The sequence below is a fragment of the Massilia phyllosphaerae genome (assembly GCF_034659755.1).
GTDB classification, from domain to species: domain Bacteria; phylum Pseudomonadota; class Gammaproteobacteria; order Burkholderiales; family Burkholderiaceae_D; genus Telluria; species Telluria phyllosphaerae.
This window is the reverse complement of sequence record NZ_JAXSQX010000005.1, coordinates 268,539-284,715: the sequence shown is the minus strand read 5'-3', so window position 1 is coordinate 284,715 and position 16,177 is coordinate 268,539. Positions and strand designations below refer to the sequence as shown.

The window sequence follows — 16,177 nt, the reverse complement described above, 5'->3', positions numbered from 1 at the left end:
GATGGGTCTAGCATAGACAACAATGTCTACTTAACGCGCCTGCGCGAACAACAAGATTTCTTTGACGATGGAGATCGCATGACCGACATGAAAACCCGCCTGCGCGCCGTTGCGCTGTCCCTGTCCTTTTCCCTGGCTTGCGCCGCCGGCGCGGCCCAGGCCTCGCCCGTACCCGACTATCCGTTCGTGCACGTGGTCGGCAGCGCCTACACGGCGGTGATCCCCGACATCGCCGTGCTCGATTTCGAGATCGTTGCCACGGACGGGGATCCGGCCGCCGCCAAGGCCGTGCTGGAGGCGCGCGTGGGCGAGATCCGGGCGTTGATGCAGCAGCTGGGCCTGGACCCGGAAGACGCCGTCGTGCGCGAGGTGCGCCAGAGCGTGCGCAAGGGGGAGCAGGCGCCCGGCGGCGGTCCGCTGTATGAGCTGCGCTGCGACGTCAAGATCAGCGTGCGCAACGTCAGCAGCTGGCCGGCCCTGGCCGGCGGCCTGTTCGGCAAGCCCAACCTGGACGGCTTCGCCTCGACCTTCGATCTCGGCACGATGCAGCAGACCAACGACGAGCTGGTGGCCAACGCCATCGCCGATGCGCGCCGCCGCGCCGAGGTCATCGCCGCCGCGTCCGGACGCCGCCTCGGCGCCGTCACCGCGGTGACGCCCGATGCCATCAAGAACCTGAGTACCGCGATGGGCCTGCAGCGCGACGACTTCCGCTTCGAGCGCCGCTCGGGCGCTCCGGACCGCGGCAATGTCGACCGCGAACAGCTGATGACGATCACGGCGATCCGCCTGAACCAGCCGGTCGACGTGATCTTCCGCCTCGAGAACCTGTCCGGCGCCAGGCCACGCCCGCTCAAGAAACCTTGAACCCGCCGGCGCCGGGGAGTCAAGCAACCGCCGCCAAGGTCCAATGGGAAACCAGCGGCGGGGTAGAGGACGATGGCGGACACGGCCGACAGCACGGCAGACCAGACAGGCGAGCGGCGGCGCTTCGTCGCCGAACTGTGGCAACTGTTGCGCCGCTACCGCTGGCGCATCGCCTTTTCCGTGGTCCTGCTGCTGGTGGCCAAGGTGGCGACGGTGGCCGTGCCCTTGCTGCTCAAGCGCATCATCGACACCTTTTCCCACGCGCCGTTGCCGACGCACCTGGCGCTCGGCCTGCCGGCCTACCTGCTGGCCGACTACGCCCTGCTGCGTTTTTCGTCGACCCTGTTCAACGAGTGGCGCGACCTGATCTTCGCGCGCGTGACGCTGAACACCGTCAAGGCCTACGCCGAAAGGACTTTTGCCCACCTGCTTGCGCTGGGGCCACGCTTCCACGCTAGCCGCCAGGTCGGCAGCCTGCTGCCGGACATCGACCGCGGCACCAGCGGCATCGCCTTCCTGCTCGGGATCGGCCTGTTCACCATCGTGCCGACCCTGGTCGAGATCGGCCTGGTGCTGGCCATCATGCTGGGCCGCTATCCGCCTTCGTTCGCGGTCATCATCGTGGCCACCTTTCTCGCATATGCCGGCTTCACGCTAGTGTTCACGGCGCGCCGCGTGATCTACCAGCGCCGCGTCAACAAGCTCGACTCGCGCGCCAAGGGCCAGATGGCCGACAGCCTGATGAACTACGACACCGTCAAGGCCTTCACCAACGAAGCCTGGGAGTCGCGCCGCTTTTCGGCCACGATGGCAGACTGGATGGGGGCCGGCATCAAGAACCAGCGTGCGCTGTTCATCCTGCACGTGGGGCAGAGCGGGGTGATCGCCGCCGGCGTCGCCGCCATCATGCTGCTGGCCGGGCAGGCGGTGCTGGCGCGCAGCATGAGCGTGGGCGACCTGGTGCTGATCAATGCCTATGCGCTGCAGGTCTGCCTGCCGCTGAACGCGCTCGGTTTCGTGTACCGCGAATCGCGCGACGCCTGGGTCAACGCCGAGCGCCTGTTCGCGCTGCTGCGCCTGCGGCCCGAGATCGAGGACCCGCCCGATGCGCCGGCGCTGCATGCGGTCGCAGGAGATGTCGTGTTCGAGCACGTGAGCTTTCACTACGATCCCGAGCGCCCGGTGCTGTTCGACCTGAGCCTGCACATCCCGTCCGGCACGACGCTGGCCGTGGTCGGCCGCAGCGGGTCCGGCAAGTCGACGCTGGCGCGCCTGCTGCTGCGTTTGTACGACCCGGTCAGCGGCCGCATCCTGATCGACGGCCAGGACATCCGCCACCGCAGCCCGACCAGCGTGCGCCGCGCGATCGGCGTGGTGCCGCAGGACACGGCGCTGTTCAACGACACCATCGGCAACAACATCGCCTATGCGCGCGTGGGCGCCACCCAGGACGAGGTGATCGGCGCCGCCCGCGCCGCGCAGCTGCACGACCTGATCGCCTCGCTGCCGGAAGGCTACGCCACCCCGGCCGGCGAGCGCGGCGTCAAGTTCTCCGGCGGCGAGCGCCAGCGCATCGGCATCGCCCGCGTGATCCTGAAGGACCCGGCGATCCTGATCTTCGACGAGGCGACGTCGGCGCTGGACTCGGTGTCCGAGCACGCGATCGCCCGGGAACTGGAGCGCCTGTCGCATCGGCGCACCACCCTGATCATCGCGCACCGGCTGTCGACCATCGTCAACGCGCATTCGATCGCGGTGATGGACCGCGGACGCATCGTCGAGCAGGGCACGCATGCCGAGCTGCTGCGGCGCAAGGGAGCGTATGCGCGCCTGTGGATGCTGCAGCAGCACATGGACCGCGAACGCGCTTAGTGCCGCTGCCGCTCAGAACAGCTCGATCGCCGGCGCGCTGTTCTCGGCCGTCATGCCGTCCCCGTGCAGCCGCTCGGTGGCCAGGTACTCGGCCGTGATGTCGGCCACCAGGCGCGCCAGCACGTCCGGCTGCGGCACCGGATTGCCGATGAATTCCTGGCCCAGCGCCGCATTGCGCTGGGCGATCGCGGCCTGCAGCCGTTCCACGCACTGGCGCACCACGTCCTGGTACTGCAGCTGGCCGAGCACCTCGACGGTGCCGGCCGCCAGCGCCTCGCCGTGGTCGTGCATCTCGCCCAGGCGCTCGCGGTAGCTGCCGCAGGCGCGGTCGAAGCTGGTCTGCAGGCGCGCCACCGCCTGCGAGACGCGGTTGATGTGCACCATGTCCTCGGCCGACTCGGCGGTGCTGTTTTCCAGCCCTTCCTTCAGCATGCTGCGGATACGCTCCAGGCTGCCGCCGATGTGGGTGGCCGCCGTGTGCGAATTCGCCGCCAGCGCCCGCACTTCCGACGCCACCACCTTGAACGCGTGGCCGGCGCTGCCGGCGCGGCTGGCCTCGATCGCGGCGTTGACCGACACCAGGTGCGACTGCATGCTGATCGCCTGCACGTTCTCGGCCAGCCCGGACAGGCCCTTGATCTCGCCGGCGATGGCCGAGATGCAGGCCAGGTCGCGCTGCAGGCGCGCCGGCAGGCCTTCCAGGAAGCGCGCCAGTTGCGCCAGCGCCGCGGCGTTGGCGGCGATGTCTTCCTCGAAGGCGGCGGCATCGCTCGTCGCCTGCTGCAGGCGCGCCGCCAACTCGGTCGAGCGGTCGGACAGCGCGCGCACCTGCTGCATGATGGCCAGCGCCGAGGTCTCGGTGTGCGCCACCGCTTCGTCGAGCTTGCGGCCGATCTCGCGGTCCAGGGCGAGGCTGGCCTCGATGGCCGCCTCGTAGCCGCCGGCGGCCGGGCGCGCCGGCGCGGCGGCGCGGCGTGCGGAAGTGCGCCGCAAGGGCGCGGCCAGGGCCGAGGGCAAGCGCATGGTCAGGCGCATGTCAGGCTCCCGGCAGCACTTGCTTGACGATCTTCAGCAGGTCGGCGCCGGCCACCGGCTTGACCATCCAGCCGGTGGCGCCGGCCTTCTTGGCTTCGTCGCGGCGCGCCTGCTGGCTCTCGGTGGTCAGCACCAGGATCGGCGTGAAGCGAAAGCCCGGGGTGGCGCGCGCCTTGCCGATGAATTCGATGCCGCCCATGTTCGGCATGTTGATGTCGGTGATGATCAGGTCGGGCTTCGGGCCGGCCTTCAGGCGTTCCAGGCCCTTGAGGCCGTCGCTTGCGGTTTGCACCGCGAAGCCGGCGATCTCGAGGTTGTTCTTCAGGCTCAGCACCATGGTGCCGGAGTCGTCGACGACGAGAATAGTCTTGGCCATTTCGATTTCCTTTTTATATTGATGTAGTCGTTCTTGTTGCGCTCAAGCCGCTGCCAGCGCGGTGCCGAGCCAGGCGGCCAGCGCATTGCCGGCCGGCCAGGCGGTGACGCGTACGCCGGCCGCCATCAGCACCTGCAGGCAGGCGGCGTGCACGTGCTCGCATCCGGCCAGGTCGGCGCGCCGGCTGGCGCCATCTTCCAGTTGCGCCAGCTGCGCCTGCAGCACCTCGGCGTCTTCCACCGTGAGCGTGCCGCTGCACGTCAGCACGCCATCGTTCACCTCGATCATTGCAGCAGCTCCTTCGGGTTGATGACCATCAGCACCGAGCCGTCGCCCAGCAGGGCCGAACCGGCATACGCGTCCAGGCCGCCGAGGATGCCGGACATCGGTTTCAGGATCACCTCGACCACCTCGCGGAAGTCGTCGATCACCAGGCCGACTTCCTGGCCGTGCACGCGCAGCACCAGCGTGGCCATTTCGTCGTGTTCGTTGTGGCGCTGCGGGCGGTCGAGCGCCAGCAGCTCGTTCAGCGAGCGCAGCGGTACGATGCGTCCGCGCAGCACCGCCGTGCGATGCTGCTTGATGGCGTGCACCGAGGCCGCCGGGACGCGCACGGTCTCGACCACCATGTCCATCGGCACGCCGTACTGCACGCCGCCGGATTCGACCACCATCACGTTGGTGACGGCCATCGACAGCGGCAGCGACAGTTGCATGCGCGTGCCCTGGCCGGCCGTGCTGGACAGGCTGACGTTGCCGCCCAAACGGTCGACCGCGCTGCGCACGGCATCCATGCCGACCCCGCGGCCGGACAGGTCGGACACCTGCTCGGCGGTCGAGAAGCCCGGCAGGAACACCAGGTTCACTGAATCCTGGTCGCTCAGGCCTTCGAGCGCCCCCTCGTCGATCAGGCCCTTGCCGTAGGCTTTTCTGCGGATCGCGGCGGGATCGATGCCGCGGCCGTCGTCGCTGACCTCGATGATCACGCGGTCAGCTTCCTGGCGCGCCCCGATCAGCAGGCGGCCGCAGGCCGGCTTGGCGGCTTGCGCGCGCGCCGCCGGCGTTTCCAGGCCGTGGTCGAGCGCGTTGCGCACGATGTGCACCAGCGGGTCGGCCAGGGCCTCGATCACGTTCTTGTCGGCCTCGGTGGCTTCGCCTTCCAGCACCAGCTCGACTTCCTTGCCGAGCCGGCGCGCGATGTCGCGCACCAGGCGCGGGAAGCGCTGGAACACGAAGGAGACTGGCGTCATGCGCACCTGCATGATGGCGTCCTGCATTTCCTCGACGATGCGGTTGATCACGCCATGCTGGGTCTTGATCTCGCGCGCCAGTTCGCGCACGCCGTAATGGTCTTCGGCGCGCGCGGCCAGGTAGGGCAGGCCGTTGCGCGCCACCACCATTTCGCCGATCAGGTTCATCAGGCGGTCGACCTTGGACTGCTCGACCTTGAGGATGCGGCCGGCGCCCTGGTCTTCGGCGCGGCGGCCGAATTTCGGGTCCGGCGCAGCGTCGGCAACAGCGGCGGCAAGTGCGGCGCTGTCGGCGGCCGCGGCATCGCCGGCGCGCACAGCTTGCGGCAGCGCGGCAGGCGCCGCCGCCTGCACCTCGTCGTGCGCAGCGTTCTGCGCATGGCGCTCGATCCAGGCCAGCACCGGCGCCACCGTGCGGCGCGCCAGCGCGTCGGCCACGCAGCCGTCGAGTTCCGCCAGCAGGGCGCCGCGTCCGACCGCCGTCATGCAGCCGCGGATCGCCGCCACCGCCGCCAGCAGGCGTCCCGGCACCCAGGGCGTGTCGCCGGTGCTCCACAGCGCCTGGCCCTGGGCCTGGACGATCGCCAGCGCGTCGGCCAGGCGCTCGTCTTCCTGCGGCGCCGCGGCGGCGGCGGCCGGCAGGACATCGATCCAGACCTGGTCCGGCACGTAGCGGAAATGCTCCTCGACCTCGGCGCGGGCGGCGCCGCTCACCGCCTGGAACACCAGGTTGCAGCGGTAGGGATCGAGTTCCGGCAGCGCCGGCCAGGCTTCGGCCGGCACCACGCGCTGCCACAGCACGCCGGGCAGCTGGATCGCCTGGTACAGCGGATCCTCACCCTTGAAGAAGCACTCGGCCTCGGGCGTGTACTCGACCCAGAGCAGCGCCTCGCCCGCCGCCAGCGCCTCGCTCCAGCCGGCACGCAGCTCGGCCGGGGCCAGGGCCAGCGCCGCTTCAATGCGCGCCATGCGGGCGGCGCTGGGCGTTGCCGTGTCCGCTGCGCCGTCGGCCGTGTCGGACGCCTCGGCATCGCCGGACAGGGCGCACAGGCGCTCGGCCAGCGCCACCGCCGCCGGGCCGTGGGCCGCGTCGGGGGTGGCGCCGGTGCCGATCTCGTCGAGCTGCAGGGACACGAAGTCCATGGCGTCGAGGACGGCGTCGGCCATGTCGTGGTCGTACACCAGGCGGCCGTCGCGGACCGCGCTCAGCAGGTCCTCGGCGGCGTGGATCACGCGGAACATGTCGGGAAAGTCGAACAGGCCGCAATTGCCCTTCAGCGTGTGCACCACCCGGAACAGGTCGTCGAGCAGGGCGCTGTCGCCGGGGTTGCGCTCGAGCGCCATCAGGCTGCCGGCGATGCCTTCCAGCGCGTCGCGCGACTCCTCAAGGAATTGCTGCAGCAGCGGATTCGATGCGGCGTTCATGCGCGTTCTCCCAGCAGCAGGCCGACGATGCGCGCCAGCTGCTGCGGGCGGGTTGGCTTCACGAGGTAATGGTTGGCGCCGGCCTCGAAGGCGCGGCGGCAGTCGCTGTCGGCGGCTTCGGTGCTGGCCATGATGGCCGGCACCTGCGGCCCGTCCTGGCCGCGCAGCGCGCGCAGGAAACCGTAGCCGTCCATGTGCGGCATGTTGACGTCTACCAGGTACAGGTCGAACGCCGCGCCGGCGGCCTTTTCCAGCGCTTCGACGCCGTTGGCGGCCTCGGTCACCGCGTAGCCGGCTTCCTCGAGGATGGTGCGGTGGTACATGCGCACGGTGGCCGCATCGTCCACGACCAGGATATGTTTGGCAGCGTTCATAGCCCCTCCAGCGGCTTTTGGTACACGATCGCCTGCGGGAACTTGCGGACCCTGAACAGCGAAGAAATACGGCTCATCGATTCGGAATGGCCCAGGCAGATGAAGCCGCCCGGGCGCAGCACGTCAAAGAACGACTCGGCCGCCTGGCGGCGCGAGGCGTCGTCGAAATAAATCAGCAGGTTGCGGCAGAACACCACGTCGAAGCCGCGGTAGGCTTCCACTTCGCGCGGATCGTTCAGGTTCACGCGGGTGAACGCCACCGCATCGCGCAGCATCTGGCTGATGCGCCAGCCGCCATCCTCGCGCTTGAAGTACTTCTGCAGCCAGGCCGCCGGCATCTGCTGCACCGCGCGCTGCGAGTACAGGCCGGCCTGGGCCTGGGCCAGGATGCGGGTGTCGATGTCCGAGGACACGATCTCGACGTCGAAGTCGGCCAGCTGCGGCCAGCGTTCCAGCAGGTAGATCGCGATGGTGTACGCCTCCTCGCCCGAGGACGAGGGCATGACCCAGATCCGCAGCGGCTCGCCGCGCCGCTTGCGCGCCGCCAGTTCGGGCAGGATGCTCTGCACCAGGCACTCGAACTGGTAGTCCTCGCGCATGAAATAGGTCTCGTTGACCGTCATTTCATTGACCAGCGCCTGCCACTCGGCGCCCGAGGCCTGGAAGCGCAGCATCGCGAAGTAGTCGCGAAAGCCCGTGCTCCCGGTGGCGCGGATGCGCTCGACCAGGCGCTTGTCGACGAAGTAGCGCTTCGATGGCTCGAACTGGATCCCGCTGCGGCGATAGAAATACTCGCGGAAGCGCTGGAAGTCGTCGTCGCTGATGGCCGTTTCCGTCATTCAGGCGCTCCGTGCCAGGCGGCCGAGCACCAGCTCGCCGGCGAATGCGATGTAGGGTTCGCCGCGGAAGCGTTCCAGCAGGCGCTCGACCGGGACGCGCGCCGTGCCGGTCGCGACTTCGGCCAGCACGGCGAGCGCGGCGCCGCACACGTTGACGTCGGGATCGGCCTCGATCAGCTGCAGCAGCCACTCTTCCACGCAATCGTGACGCAGGGTGTCGAGGATGCCGACCGCCAGGATGCGCACGTCGCGGTCCCAGTCCACCAGCAGGTGGGCGATGACGGTCGCGACCTGCGCCGGCAGGCTGCGCAGCACCTCGATGGCGGCGTTGCGCAGCCAGGCGTCCTCGCTGCGCAGGCAGGCCGCCAGGCCGGCTGCCGCCTCTTCGCTGCCGGTGCGGCCGAGCGCCGCCAGCACCGCGCTGCGCACCGGCTGCTCGACTTCCTGTTCCAGCGCGCGTAGCAGGGCGGGCACGGCGTCCGGACAGCCGCCCAGCGCATGGGCGGCGGCGCGGCGCACGGCTGCATCGGGCGCGTCCAGCAGGGCGGTGTCGCATTGCCGGTCAGGTACCGGAACCGGTGCCGGCGGCGCGCCGGCGGTGGCGATGTGTTTGATCAAAGGCATGTTTATTTCCTCGTTGTGGCCGCGGGTAGCATCACCCAGTCGGCAAGCGCCGCGGCGATCTGTTCACACGGCAGCACCTTGCGCGCACCGCCGCGGCGGATCAGCTCGGCAGGCATGCCGAACACCACCGACGACTCCTCGCTCTCGGCGATGGTGCGGCCGCCGCGGCGCGCGATCTCGGCAAAGGCGTCGGCGCCGTCGTGGCCCATGCCGGTCAACATCACCCCGACGATGGCTTCGGGGGCGTAATGCTCGAGCGCGCTGCGTCCCAGCATTTCGACCGAGGGATGCCACAGGTGGGCCGGGTTTTCCGGGCGCGGCAGCAGCGACGGCTGGCCGGCGCGCATGACGACGGCGGTGTCGGCGCCGCCCTTGCAGATATAGACGGTGCCGGCTTCCAGCGCCGTCGGGCGCGCCGCCTCCACCACGCGCAGCTGGCACAGGCCATCCATGCGCTGGGCGAACGGCGCCGTGAAATTCGCCGGCATGTGCTGCGCCACCACCACCGGCCACGGGAAGTCGGCTGGCAGCGCGGGCAAGATGCGTTCCAGCGTGCGCGGACCGCCGGTCGAGACCCCGACCACCACGATCCCGGCGGCTGCCGCCCGCGGGACGGGACTACGCGCGGGCGCGCTGGACGCGGCGGCTGCCGGCGCCGCCGCCTTGGCACGCGGCGCCGGCGCGGCGCTGCGCACCGGCGGCAGGCAGCGCTGCGGGCGCGCCCGCGCCGCGCCGCGCACCTTGTCCAGCAACTGGAGCGCGATCGCGTCGAGGCCGAGCGAAATGGTGCCGCCCGGTTTCAGCACGTAGTCGACCGCGCCCAGGTTCAGGGCTTCGAAGGTCGCCAGCGCGCCTTTCACCGTCAGCGACGACAGCATCACCACCGGCACCGGCCGCTCGACCATCATCTGCGACAGGGCGGTGAGCCCATCCATGTCCGGCATGTTGATGTCGAGGGTGACCACGTCCGGCGCGAACGCCAGGTTGGCGGCCACCGCCTCGCGCCCGTTGCGCGCGTAGGCGATCTCGAAGCCGCCGGCCTCCTCGAACAGGGACCCGAGCTGGCGCCGCATCAGCGCCGAATCGTCGACGATCAGCAGTTTCATGCCGGCCTCACACCTCGATGCCGGCCAGTTGCGCCAGGTCGCCCTCGGCGATCAGGTGGCGCGGGTCGAGTAGCTGGATCATGCGCTTCTGCTTTTCCAGGTTGGCCATGCGCGCCAGCAGGCGCGACTGCTCGGCGGACAGGCAGGGCGCCGGCTCGATCGCGCGCCGCTCCACCTTCAGCACCTCGGCCACCGAGTCGACGATGAAGCCGGTGCGCACGCCGTCGATCACGAACACCATGATGCGCTGGCGGTCGCTGCGCTCGGCATGGGGCAGGCCGAGGCGGCGCCGCAGGTCGACCACCGGCAGCACCGCGCCGCGCAGGTTGATCACGCCTTCGACGAAGGCGGGCGCACGCGGCACCTGGGTCAGCTGTTCCGGGACGCGCACGATCTCCTGCACGCTGTCGATCGGCACGCCGAATTCTTCCTGGCCGAGGCGGAACACGACCAGCTGTTCCTCGTCGTCGCTGCCGGTGCGGCCATTGCCGGCATCCTCTTCCATCTGGGTTCGCATGTGTTGGTTCTCCAATACTTCGCGGATGGCCTCCTGGCGGAACATGCTGGCGGCATCGATGATCGACACCAGGCGCTTGCCGCCGTCGAGGCGGCAGATGCGGGCGATGTCGGCCATGCCGGGTTCGCGCGCCAGCAGCGGCGGCACCGGCTCGGCCCCGGACAGCGGCACGCGCAGGACTTCGTTGACGCTGTCCATCACCACCCCGACCGCGGCACCGCCGATCGCGACCACCACGATGCGGCTCTGCTCGTCGGCCGCACGCTCCGGCAGCGCGAACATGCGGCGCAGCGACACCAGCGGCAGCAGGCGCTGGCGCAGGGTCATCACGCCCAGCACGTGGCCTTCGGCATGCGGCACCTCGACGATCTCGTCGGGCATCTGCACGATTTCCTGCACGTTCTCGATCGCCACCGCATATTCCTGGCCGGCCACTTCGAAGCTGACCAGCTGCAGTTCGTCGGCGGCGGCAGCGTCGTCGGCAGAGGCTGCCGCGCCGGCGTTCAGGCCGGCCACGGCGGCGCTGCGCACGGCGCGTGCGGCCTGGGCGAATTCGGCGGCGATCAGGCGCTCGAAATCGAGCACCATGATCATCGCGTGGCCGCCCACGTCCTTTAGCAGGCCGCGCAGCAGCTCGCTGCGCACGGTGGTCGATACGCCGGCCGCATCCTCGATCTGGCGCACGTCGACGCCGACCACGCTGGCCACGCGGTCGACTACGAAGCCGAGCGGCTGGCCAAGGTCGATCACGACCGCGCGCGAGGCGTCGTCGGCGGGGCGCTCCGGATAGCCGAAGATGCGGCGCAGGCTGATGATCGGCAGCACCTTGCCGCGCAGGTTGGCCAGGCCGTCCAGCGTCGGCGGCGCCAGCGGCACCCGCACCACGTCGGGCACGCGGATGATTTCCTGGACCGGCGCCATGTCGACCGCGAACACCTGGTTGCCGGCGACGAAGGTCACGAACTGGCGCACTTCGGAATCGGCGGCCTGCTGTGCCGGATTGATCTCGTCTCTCATAGTTGCTCTCTCAATGCGGGCTGCGCAATCAGGCACTCTGCAGCTCGTCGGCCAGCGAGGCGATTTCCTCGACCGCGCTGGACAGCTCCTCGGCGCCCTGGGACTGCTGGCGCGCCGCGGCGGCGGCTTCGCTGGCGGCCTTGTCGGCTTCCTGGGCGGCGGCCGAGATCTGGTCGGTCGCGGTCTTGACCTGCACGATGGCGGCCGAGATGTCGTTGGCGGCCGCCAGGATCTCGCTGGTGCCGGTTTCGACGGCGTTGATGTCGCCTTCGATGGTGACCAGGGCGGCCGTGATCGACTTGGCCTTTTCGGCTTCGGCCAGGGCGGTGGCGGCGATCTCGTCGAGGTCGCGGCTGACCACGCCGATCTGGTCCTGCACGGCCTTGACCAGGTCCTTGATGCTGTCGGCATTCTCGGCCGAGTCGTGGGCCAGGTTGCGGATGTCGGTGGCGACCACCACGAAGCCCTTGCCGAACTCGCCGGCGCGCGCCGCTTCGATCGAACCGTTCACGGCCAGCATGTTGGTCTGGATCGAGACGGTGGTGATGGCGTCGACGATCTTGTCGATGCGGCGCGAGACCAGCGCCAGTTCCTTGATCTGGCGCAGCGAGGCGCGCGAGGCGTCGACCGAGGTCGAAATGCCGGTGATCAGGCTGTCCACGGCATCCTTGTTACGGCCGAGCAGGGCACGGATCGCGCCGGCCTTTTCGCCGCTGGCGGTGGCGCGGCCCTGGGCCAGCTGCAGGCCCTTTTCGATCTGGGTGATGGCGGCGCTCGATTGCTCGGTGGCGACCGACTGCACTTGGGCGCCCTTGCGGATCTGCTCGATGGCGGCCATGATCTGGGTGCCGGCGCGGCTGATTTCCTGCACCGCCGACGACAGCTCTTCGGCGCTGGAAGCGACTTCCTCGGCGCTCTTGGCGACGTCGGTCGAGTTCTTCAGGTCTTCGGCCAGTTCCGACAGGGTTTGCGAGGTCGATTCGCATTCGCCCAGCGCCTGGCTCTGTTCGGCCACGGTCTTGGCCGATTCCTCGGCGGCGGCCGACTGCTCTTCGGCGGCGGCGGCGATTTCCTGCGAACCCTTGAGCGCTTGCTGGGCGGCGGCGGCGGACTGCTGGGCGCCGACGGCGATTTCGCGCACCCCGGCCACGATCTCGGCGGCGTCCAGGCGGATGCGGCCCAACTGCTCGCCGATCGCCTTGCCGTTCTCGACTTCGCCGAGCACGGTGCGCGCCGAGGCGCCGATGCCTTCGGCCACGACCTTCACTTCGCCCTGGATCTGGGCCACCAGGTCCTGGATCTGCTTGGCGCTCTTTTCCGAAGTCTCGGCCAGGGTGCGCACTTCGTCGGCCACGACCGCAAAGCCCTTGCCGTGCTGGCCGGCACGCGCCGCTTCGATCGCGGCGTTCAGGGCCAGCAGGTTGGTCTGGTCGGCGATGCGGGCCACTGCCTTGACGATGTCGCCGATGTTGGCGGCCTGCTTTTCCAGTTCGGCGACCATGGTCACCGATGCCGCCTGGCGCTCGGCGGCGACGCCGACATTGCTGACCAGCACGGCGATGTCGCCGCCGGTGCGCGCCACCAGGCTCTGGGTGGCTTCCATCCGCACCTGGCTGGCGTCGGCGTTCTCGAGCTGGCGCCCGATCGCGACTTCGACCTGCTGGAAGGCGGCCAGCGATTCCTGCGAAGCCGACGAGGCCTGCTGGGCGCCGGCGGCGATCTGGTCGGAAGCGCGCTTCAGCTCCTCGGCGGCCGAGGACGCCTCGTTGATGCCGGCGGCCAGCTGGGCGGAGGCGGCGGCGATACGCTCGGCGGCCTGCTGCTGCTTGGCCAGGGTGCGCGCCTTCTTGCGCTGCACTTCGGCGAGACGGGCCGCCGAATGCGACGGTTTGGCGGCGACATCGCTGTCGTACTGGGTACTGTGGATTTTCTTGACGAGCGCCATCTGCGCCTCCTGGACACGGGTTGATCACGGTCCCGCGTATTGACGGGATGCGACGCAGTGTATGCAAGAGGCATAAGATAGGTAAGTAGGATTGATCCTACTAGAAACGGTAAATTCCTTAGAGCAACATAGGATATTTCCTACAATAAACGTGGTTACTCGGGTTTTTTGACGAGTCCGTGCTTGACGGCAAACAGCACCAGGCCGACCAGATCCCGCACACCGGTGCGCTCCATGATCTGTGCGCGGTGGGCGGCGATGGTCTTTTCGCTCAAATCTAGCTCGTAGGCAATTTCCTTAGTCGACTTCCGGCTGGCGATCATCGTCAGGATCTGTTGTTGCCGTGCTGTCAGCATGTCGAGTGCTTTCGGCGCAACAGTTGGCGGACGCACGAAGCGTTCGATCATCTTTTTCGACACCGAGGGACTCAGGTAGCTGTCGCCGCGTCCGACGGCCTGCAAAGCGATTTCGAGTTCGCTGGGCGCCGATTCCTTCAGCAGATAGGAAGCCGCGCCCCGGCGCAAGGCCTCGGCGACCAGCTCTTCCGAGGCATGCATGCTGAGGATGATCACGCGGGTCGTGGGACTGGCCTGGCGGATCGGTTCCAGCAGATCGAGTCCGCTTTCTTCGCCGAGCGTGATGTCGGCCACCACGATATGCGGACGGAGCTGGCGCACCAGTTCCATCGCATCCATCCGGCTACTGGCTTCGCCGACGACGACGAAGCTGTCGATCTGGTTGATCAGGTTGGAGATGCCCGCACGCACCAGGGCGTGGTCATCGACGAGAACGACGTTCACTTTTGCTCCGCAGGCGCAAGGGACAAAAGGGGCAGGGTGGCGGTGATCCGGGTGCCCTGGCCGACGGCGCTGTCGACGCGCAGGCTGCCGCCCAGCAGCTGGACGCGCTCGCTCATTCCGGCAAGGCCCGAGCGGCCGCTGCGCGCCCCGTGCTCGCGCCAGTGCGTGGCATCGAAGCCGACGCCGTCGTCGCGCACGATGACCTCGATCTCGTCACCCTTGGCGCCGCCGTTCACCTCGACCACGACGTGGCGCGCCTTTGCGTAGCGCAGGATGTTCGTGACGCTTTCCTGCACCAGCCGGAATACGCCGATCTCGATGGCCGCATCAAGGCGCGGCGGCAGGCCGGCGTACTCGAAGACATAGCTGGGACCGCCTTCGAATTGACGCGACAGCAAGTGGCCGATGGTCGGTTCCAGTCCAAAATAATCGAGGCCGGGCGGGCGCAGTGACACCGACATGTCGCGCACAAGGCCGACCAGCGAACCGAGTTCACGCTCGGCCTGGCCCCAGATCGCTTTTCCGCCGTCGTCGTCGAAGTAGGGCAGTGCCCGGTGCAGCAGCAGGTTGAGGGCGGACAGGCGCTGGCCGAGTTCGTCATGGAGTTCGCGTGCCAGCGCCTTGCGTTCGGCTTCCTGGGCGTTGATCAGGTCGCGCGACAGGCGTGCCGTGTGGGCTCGCTTGCGGCTGATCCGGTCGATCAAGCGTTCGCGCTCCATGCTGGCATCTTCCAGTTCGCCGACCAGCTGTTTTTCCCGCGTCATGTCGTGCTGGAACCCGGCGAAATGCGTGACCTTGCCGTCGTCATCCTTCATCGGGAAGATATACAATTTGTTCCAGAACATCTCGCCGTTCTTGCGGTAGTTCCGAAGCGTGCATTCGACCGCTAGACCGTGCGCCAGGGCCTCTGCCAGGTGCGCCCGGTCGGACTGGTCGCGGTCGCTCCCCTGCAGGAAGCGGCAGTTCCTGCCGGCGACTTCGGCCCGCCCATAGCCGGTGATGCGCTCGAACGCCGCGTTGACGAACACGATCGGATAGCCGGGCTGCAGCGCATCGGTGATGACAACGGGGGCGTTACTCGATTCCAGGAACGCGAAGAGATATTCCATGCAGCGGTGTGTGGAACGGCTGCTGTCCATGTCAGTACAAACGTGAATAGTTATGATTTTAGTGTAACAAAGATCGTCCGTTGTGTCTGCACGACTGCAAGGTCCCTGGGAGAAGGCGGCAGGAGGCACCAGCACCGCTGGTCGGATTGGGCCGGGTGGTTGCCGCTTCAGTCGGTACGATCAGCCGCCAAAACAGTGCTTGATCGTGAAATCGGCCAGTTCGTTGCGCGTAACGCTGCCCGACGCCTTGGCCAGCTGAAAGTGCCCGATCATCTCGTCGTTGCAGACCATGAAAAAACCGGTCTCCTTTTCGCTTTTGAGTTTGCACAGGCCGCCAAAGCTGTGATTGCCATGCGCGGTGCCGACCGCAATATCCACCAGGCTCTCGCAGGCCGCCACGAGCGGAAGCTGTCTGCGCGACAGGCTGGCATTGAACGAAGGATTGCGTTCGTTGGCATTCCTCATGGTCATGAGAAAGTACGTTTCTCCGTCGACGACGTAGTCTTCGCTCTTGTCGTTACAGTAGCCGTGCCCGCATTCGCGCATCAGCGCGATCCTGGTGGCATAGGCGTGGCGCAGGCAGAGAACGTCGTCGCACAGGCTGCGGGACGAGGTGATCCATGCCCGTTGCTCCGCTATCAATTTTTTCCTGTCGGTGCCGGCCACGGCGGCAAGGGCTTGTTGATAATCCGCCGCCAATGCCTCATCCAGTGCGGATAACTGGCGGTCCGTGCAGATGCGCTGTTCGACCGGCGTGGCGGCATGGCTGCAGTCGAAGCTGGCGGCGAGGCCGGAGGCGCTGCAAAGGAAGCCCAGGACAATGATGATCAAGGTTTTCATCGTGATTCGGGCAGCATGGCCGGCACAGTTGTAGATGCTCAGGATCATGCTGGAATTCCATGATAAATGACAGGGAAGGCCCAGGGTTTTGCACAGGGTGCAGCCGCCTGGCCCTGCAGTGCCGCGGCATGCTACTTCGGCAAGCGCCCTGCGACATGTCCTACATCGGACTGGCTAGTGC

15 protein-coding genes are annotated in these 16,177 nt (G+C 68.2%); 2 read left to right on the top strand and 13 right to left on the bottom strand.

Annotated elements, in window-relative coordinates; all coding sequences use genetic code 11:
- Positions 1–78 precede the first annotated feature (78 nt).
- Both U1H99_RS20130 and U1H99_RS20125 read left to right on the top strand, forming a co-directional pair.
- On the top strand, positions 79–867 hold the full coding sequence (locus U1H99_RS20130) for an SIMPL domain-containing protein (protein ID WP_323143491.1): 789 nt from the start codon (positions 79–81) through the stop codon (positions 865–867).
- A 72-nt stretch (positions 868–939) separates the two neighbouring features.
- The gene (locus U1H99_RS20125; protein WP_323143490.1) at positions 940–2,739 is read left to right on the top strand and encodes an ABCB family ABC transporter ATP-binding protein/permease; all 1,800 of its coding nucleotides are present in this window, start codon (positions 940–942) and stop codon (positions 2,737–2,739) included.
- Between the two features lie 12 nt (positions 2,740–2,751).
- Here U1H99_RS20125 and U1H99_RS20120 read toward each other — a convergent pair whose 3' ends face one another.
- From U1H99_RS20120 to U1H99_RS20060, 13 genes are all read right to left on the bottom strand, one after another.
- On the bottom strand, positions 2,752–3,774 hold the full coding sequence (locus tag U1H99_RS20120; protein WP_323143489.1) for a methyl-accepting chemotaxis protein: 1,023 nt from the start codon (positions 3,772–3,774) through the stop codon (positions 2,752–2,754).
- Position 3,775: 1 nt separating this feature from the next.
- Positions 3,776–4,150, bottom strand: a complete 375-nt coding sequence (locus tag U1H99_RS20115) for a response regulator (protein WP_141837481.1) — start codon at positions 4,148–4,150, stop codon at positions 3,776–3,778.
- A 42-nt stretch (positions 4,151–4,192) separates the two neighbouring features.
- Positions 4,193–4,438: a hypothetical protein gene (locus tag U1H99_RS20110; protein ID WP_323143488.1), complete on the bottom strand. Its 246-nt coding sequence runs from the start codon at positions 4,436–4,438 to the stop codon at positions 4,193–4,195.
- Positions 4,435–6,825 (bottom strand): chemotaxis protein CheA, encoded by a 2,391-nt coding sequence (locus tag U1H99_RS20105; protein WP_323143487.1) that lies wholly within the window; start codon positions 6,823–6,825, stop codon positions 4,435–4,437. The genes U1H99_RS20110 and U1H99_RS20105 overlap by 4 nt, the downstream gene beginning before the upstream one ends.
- Positions 6,822–7,199 (bottom strand): response regulator, encoded by a 378-nt coding sequence (locus U1H99_RS20100; RefSeq protein WP_323143486.1) that lies wholly within the window; start codon positions 7,197–7,199, stop codon positions 6,822–6,824. The genes U1H99_RS20105 and U1H99_RS20100 overlap by 4 nt, the downstream gene beginning before the upstream one ends.
- Positions 7,196–8,038, bottom strand: coding sequence for a CheR family methyltransferase (locus U1H99_RS20095; protein WP_323143485.1), 843 nt, complete (start codon positions 8,036–8,038; stop codon positions 7,196–7,198). The genes U1H99_RS20100 and U1H99_RS20095 overlap by 4 nt, the downstream gene beginning before the upstream one ends.
- The gene (locus U1H99_RS20090) at positions 8,039–8,662 is read right to left on the bottom strand and encodes a HEAT repeat domain-containing protein (RefSeq protein ID WP_323143484.1); all 624 of its coding nucleotides are present in this window, start codon (positions 8,660–8,662) and stop codon (positions 8,039–8,041) included.
- Positions 8,663–8,664: 2 nt separating this feature from the next.
- Positions 8,665–9,768 carry a chemotaxis-specific protein-glutamate methyltransferase CheB gene (cheB, locus tag U1H99_RS20085; protein WP_323143483.1) on the bottom strand — a complete coding sequence of 368 codons (1,104 nt, stop codon included), beginning with the start codon at positions 9,766–9,768 and terminating at the stop codon, positions 8,665–8,667.
- 7 nt (positions 9,769–9,775) lie between these two features.
- Positions 9,776–11,302, bottom strand: a complete 1,527-nt coding sequence (locus tag U1H99_RS20080) for a chemotaxis protein CheW (protein ID WP_323143482.1) — start codon at positions 11,300–11,302, stop codon at positions 9,776–9,778.
- Positions 11,303–11,330: 28 nt separating this feature from the next.
- A complete protein-coding gene (locus U1H99_RS20075) occupies positions 11,331–13,247 on the bottom strand; it encodes a methyl-accepting chemotaxis protein (protein ID WP_323143481.1) in 1,917 nt (638 codons plus the stop codon).
- A 155-nt stretch (positions 13,248–13,402) separates the two neighbouring features.
- Entirely contained in the window at positions 13,403–14,047 is a 645-nt protein-coding gene (locus U1H99_RS20070; RefSeq protein WP_323143480.1) for a response regulator, read from the bottom strand.
- Positions 14,044–15,156 (bottom strand): sensor histidine kinase, encoded by a 1,113-nt coding sequence (locus tag U1H99_RS20065; RefSeq protein WP_323143479.1) that lies wholly within the window; start codon positions 15,154–15,156, stop codon positions 14,044–14,046. Before U1H99_RS20065 ends, U1H99_RS20070 begins: the two co-directional genes overlap by 4 nt.
- Before the next feature lie 180 nt (positions 15,157–15,336).
- Positions 15,337–16,044, bottom strand: a complete 708-nt coding sequence (locus U1H99_RS20060; protein ID WP_323143478.1) for a lysozyme inhibitor LprI family protein — start codon at positions 16,042–16,044, stop codon at positions 15,337–15,339.
- Positions 16,045–16,177 lie beyond the last annotated feature (133 nt).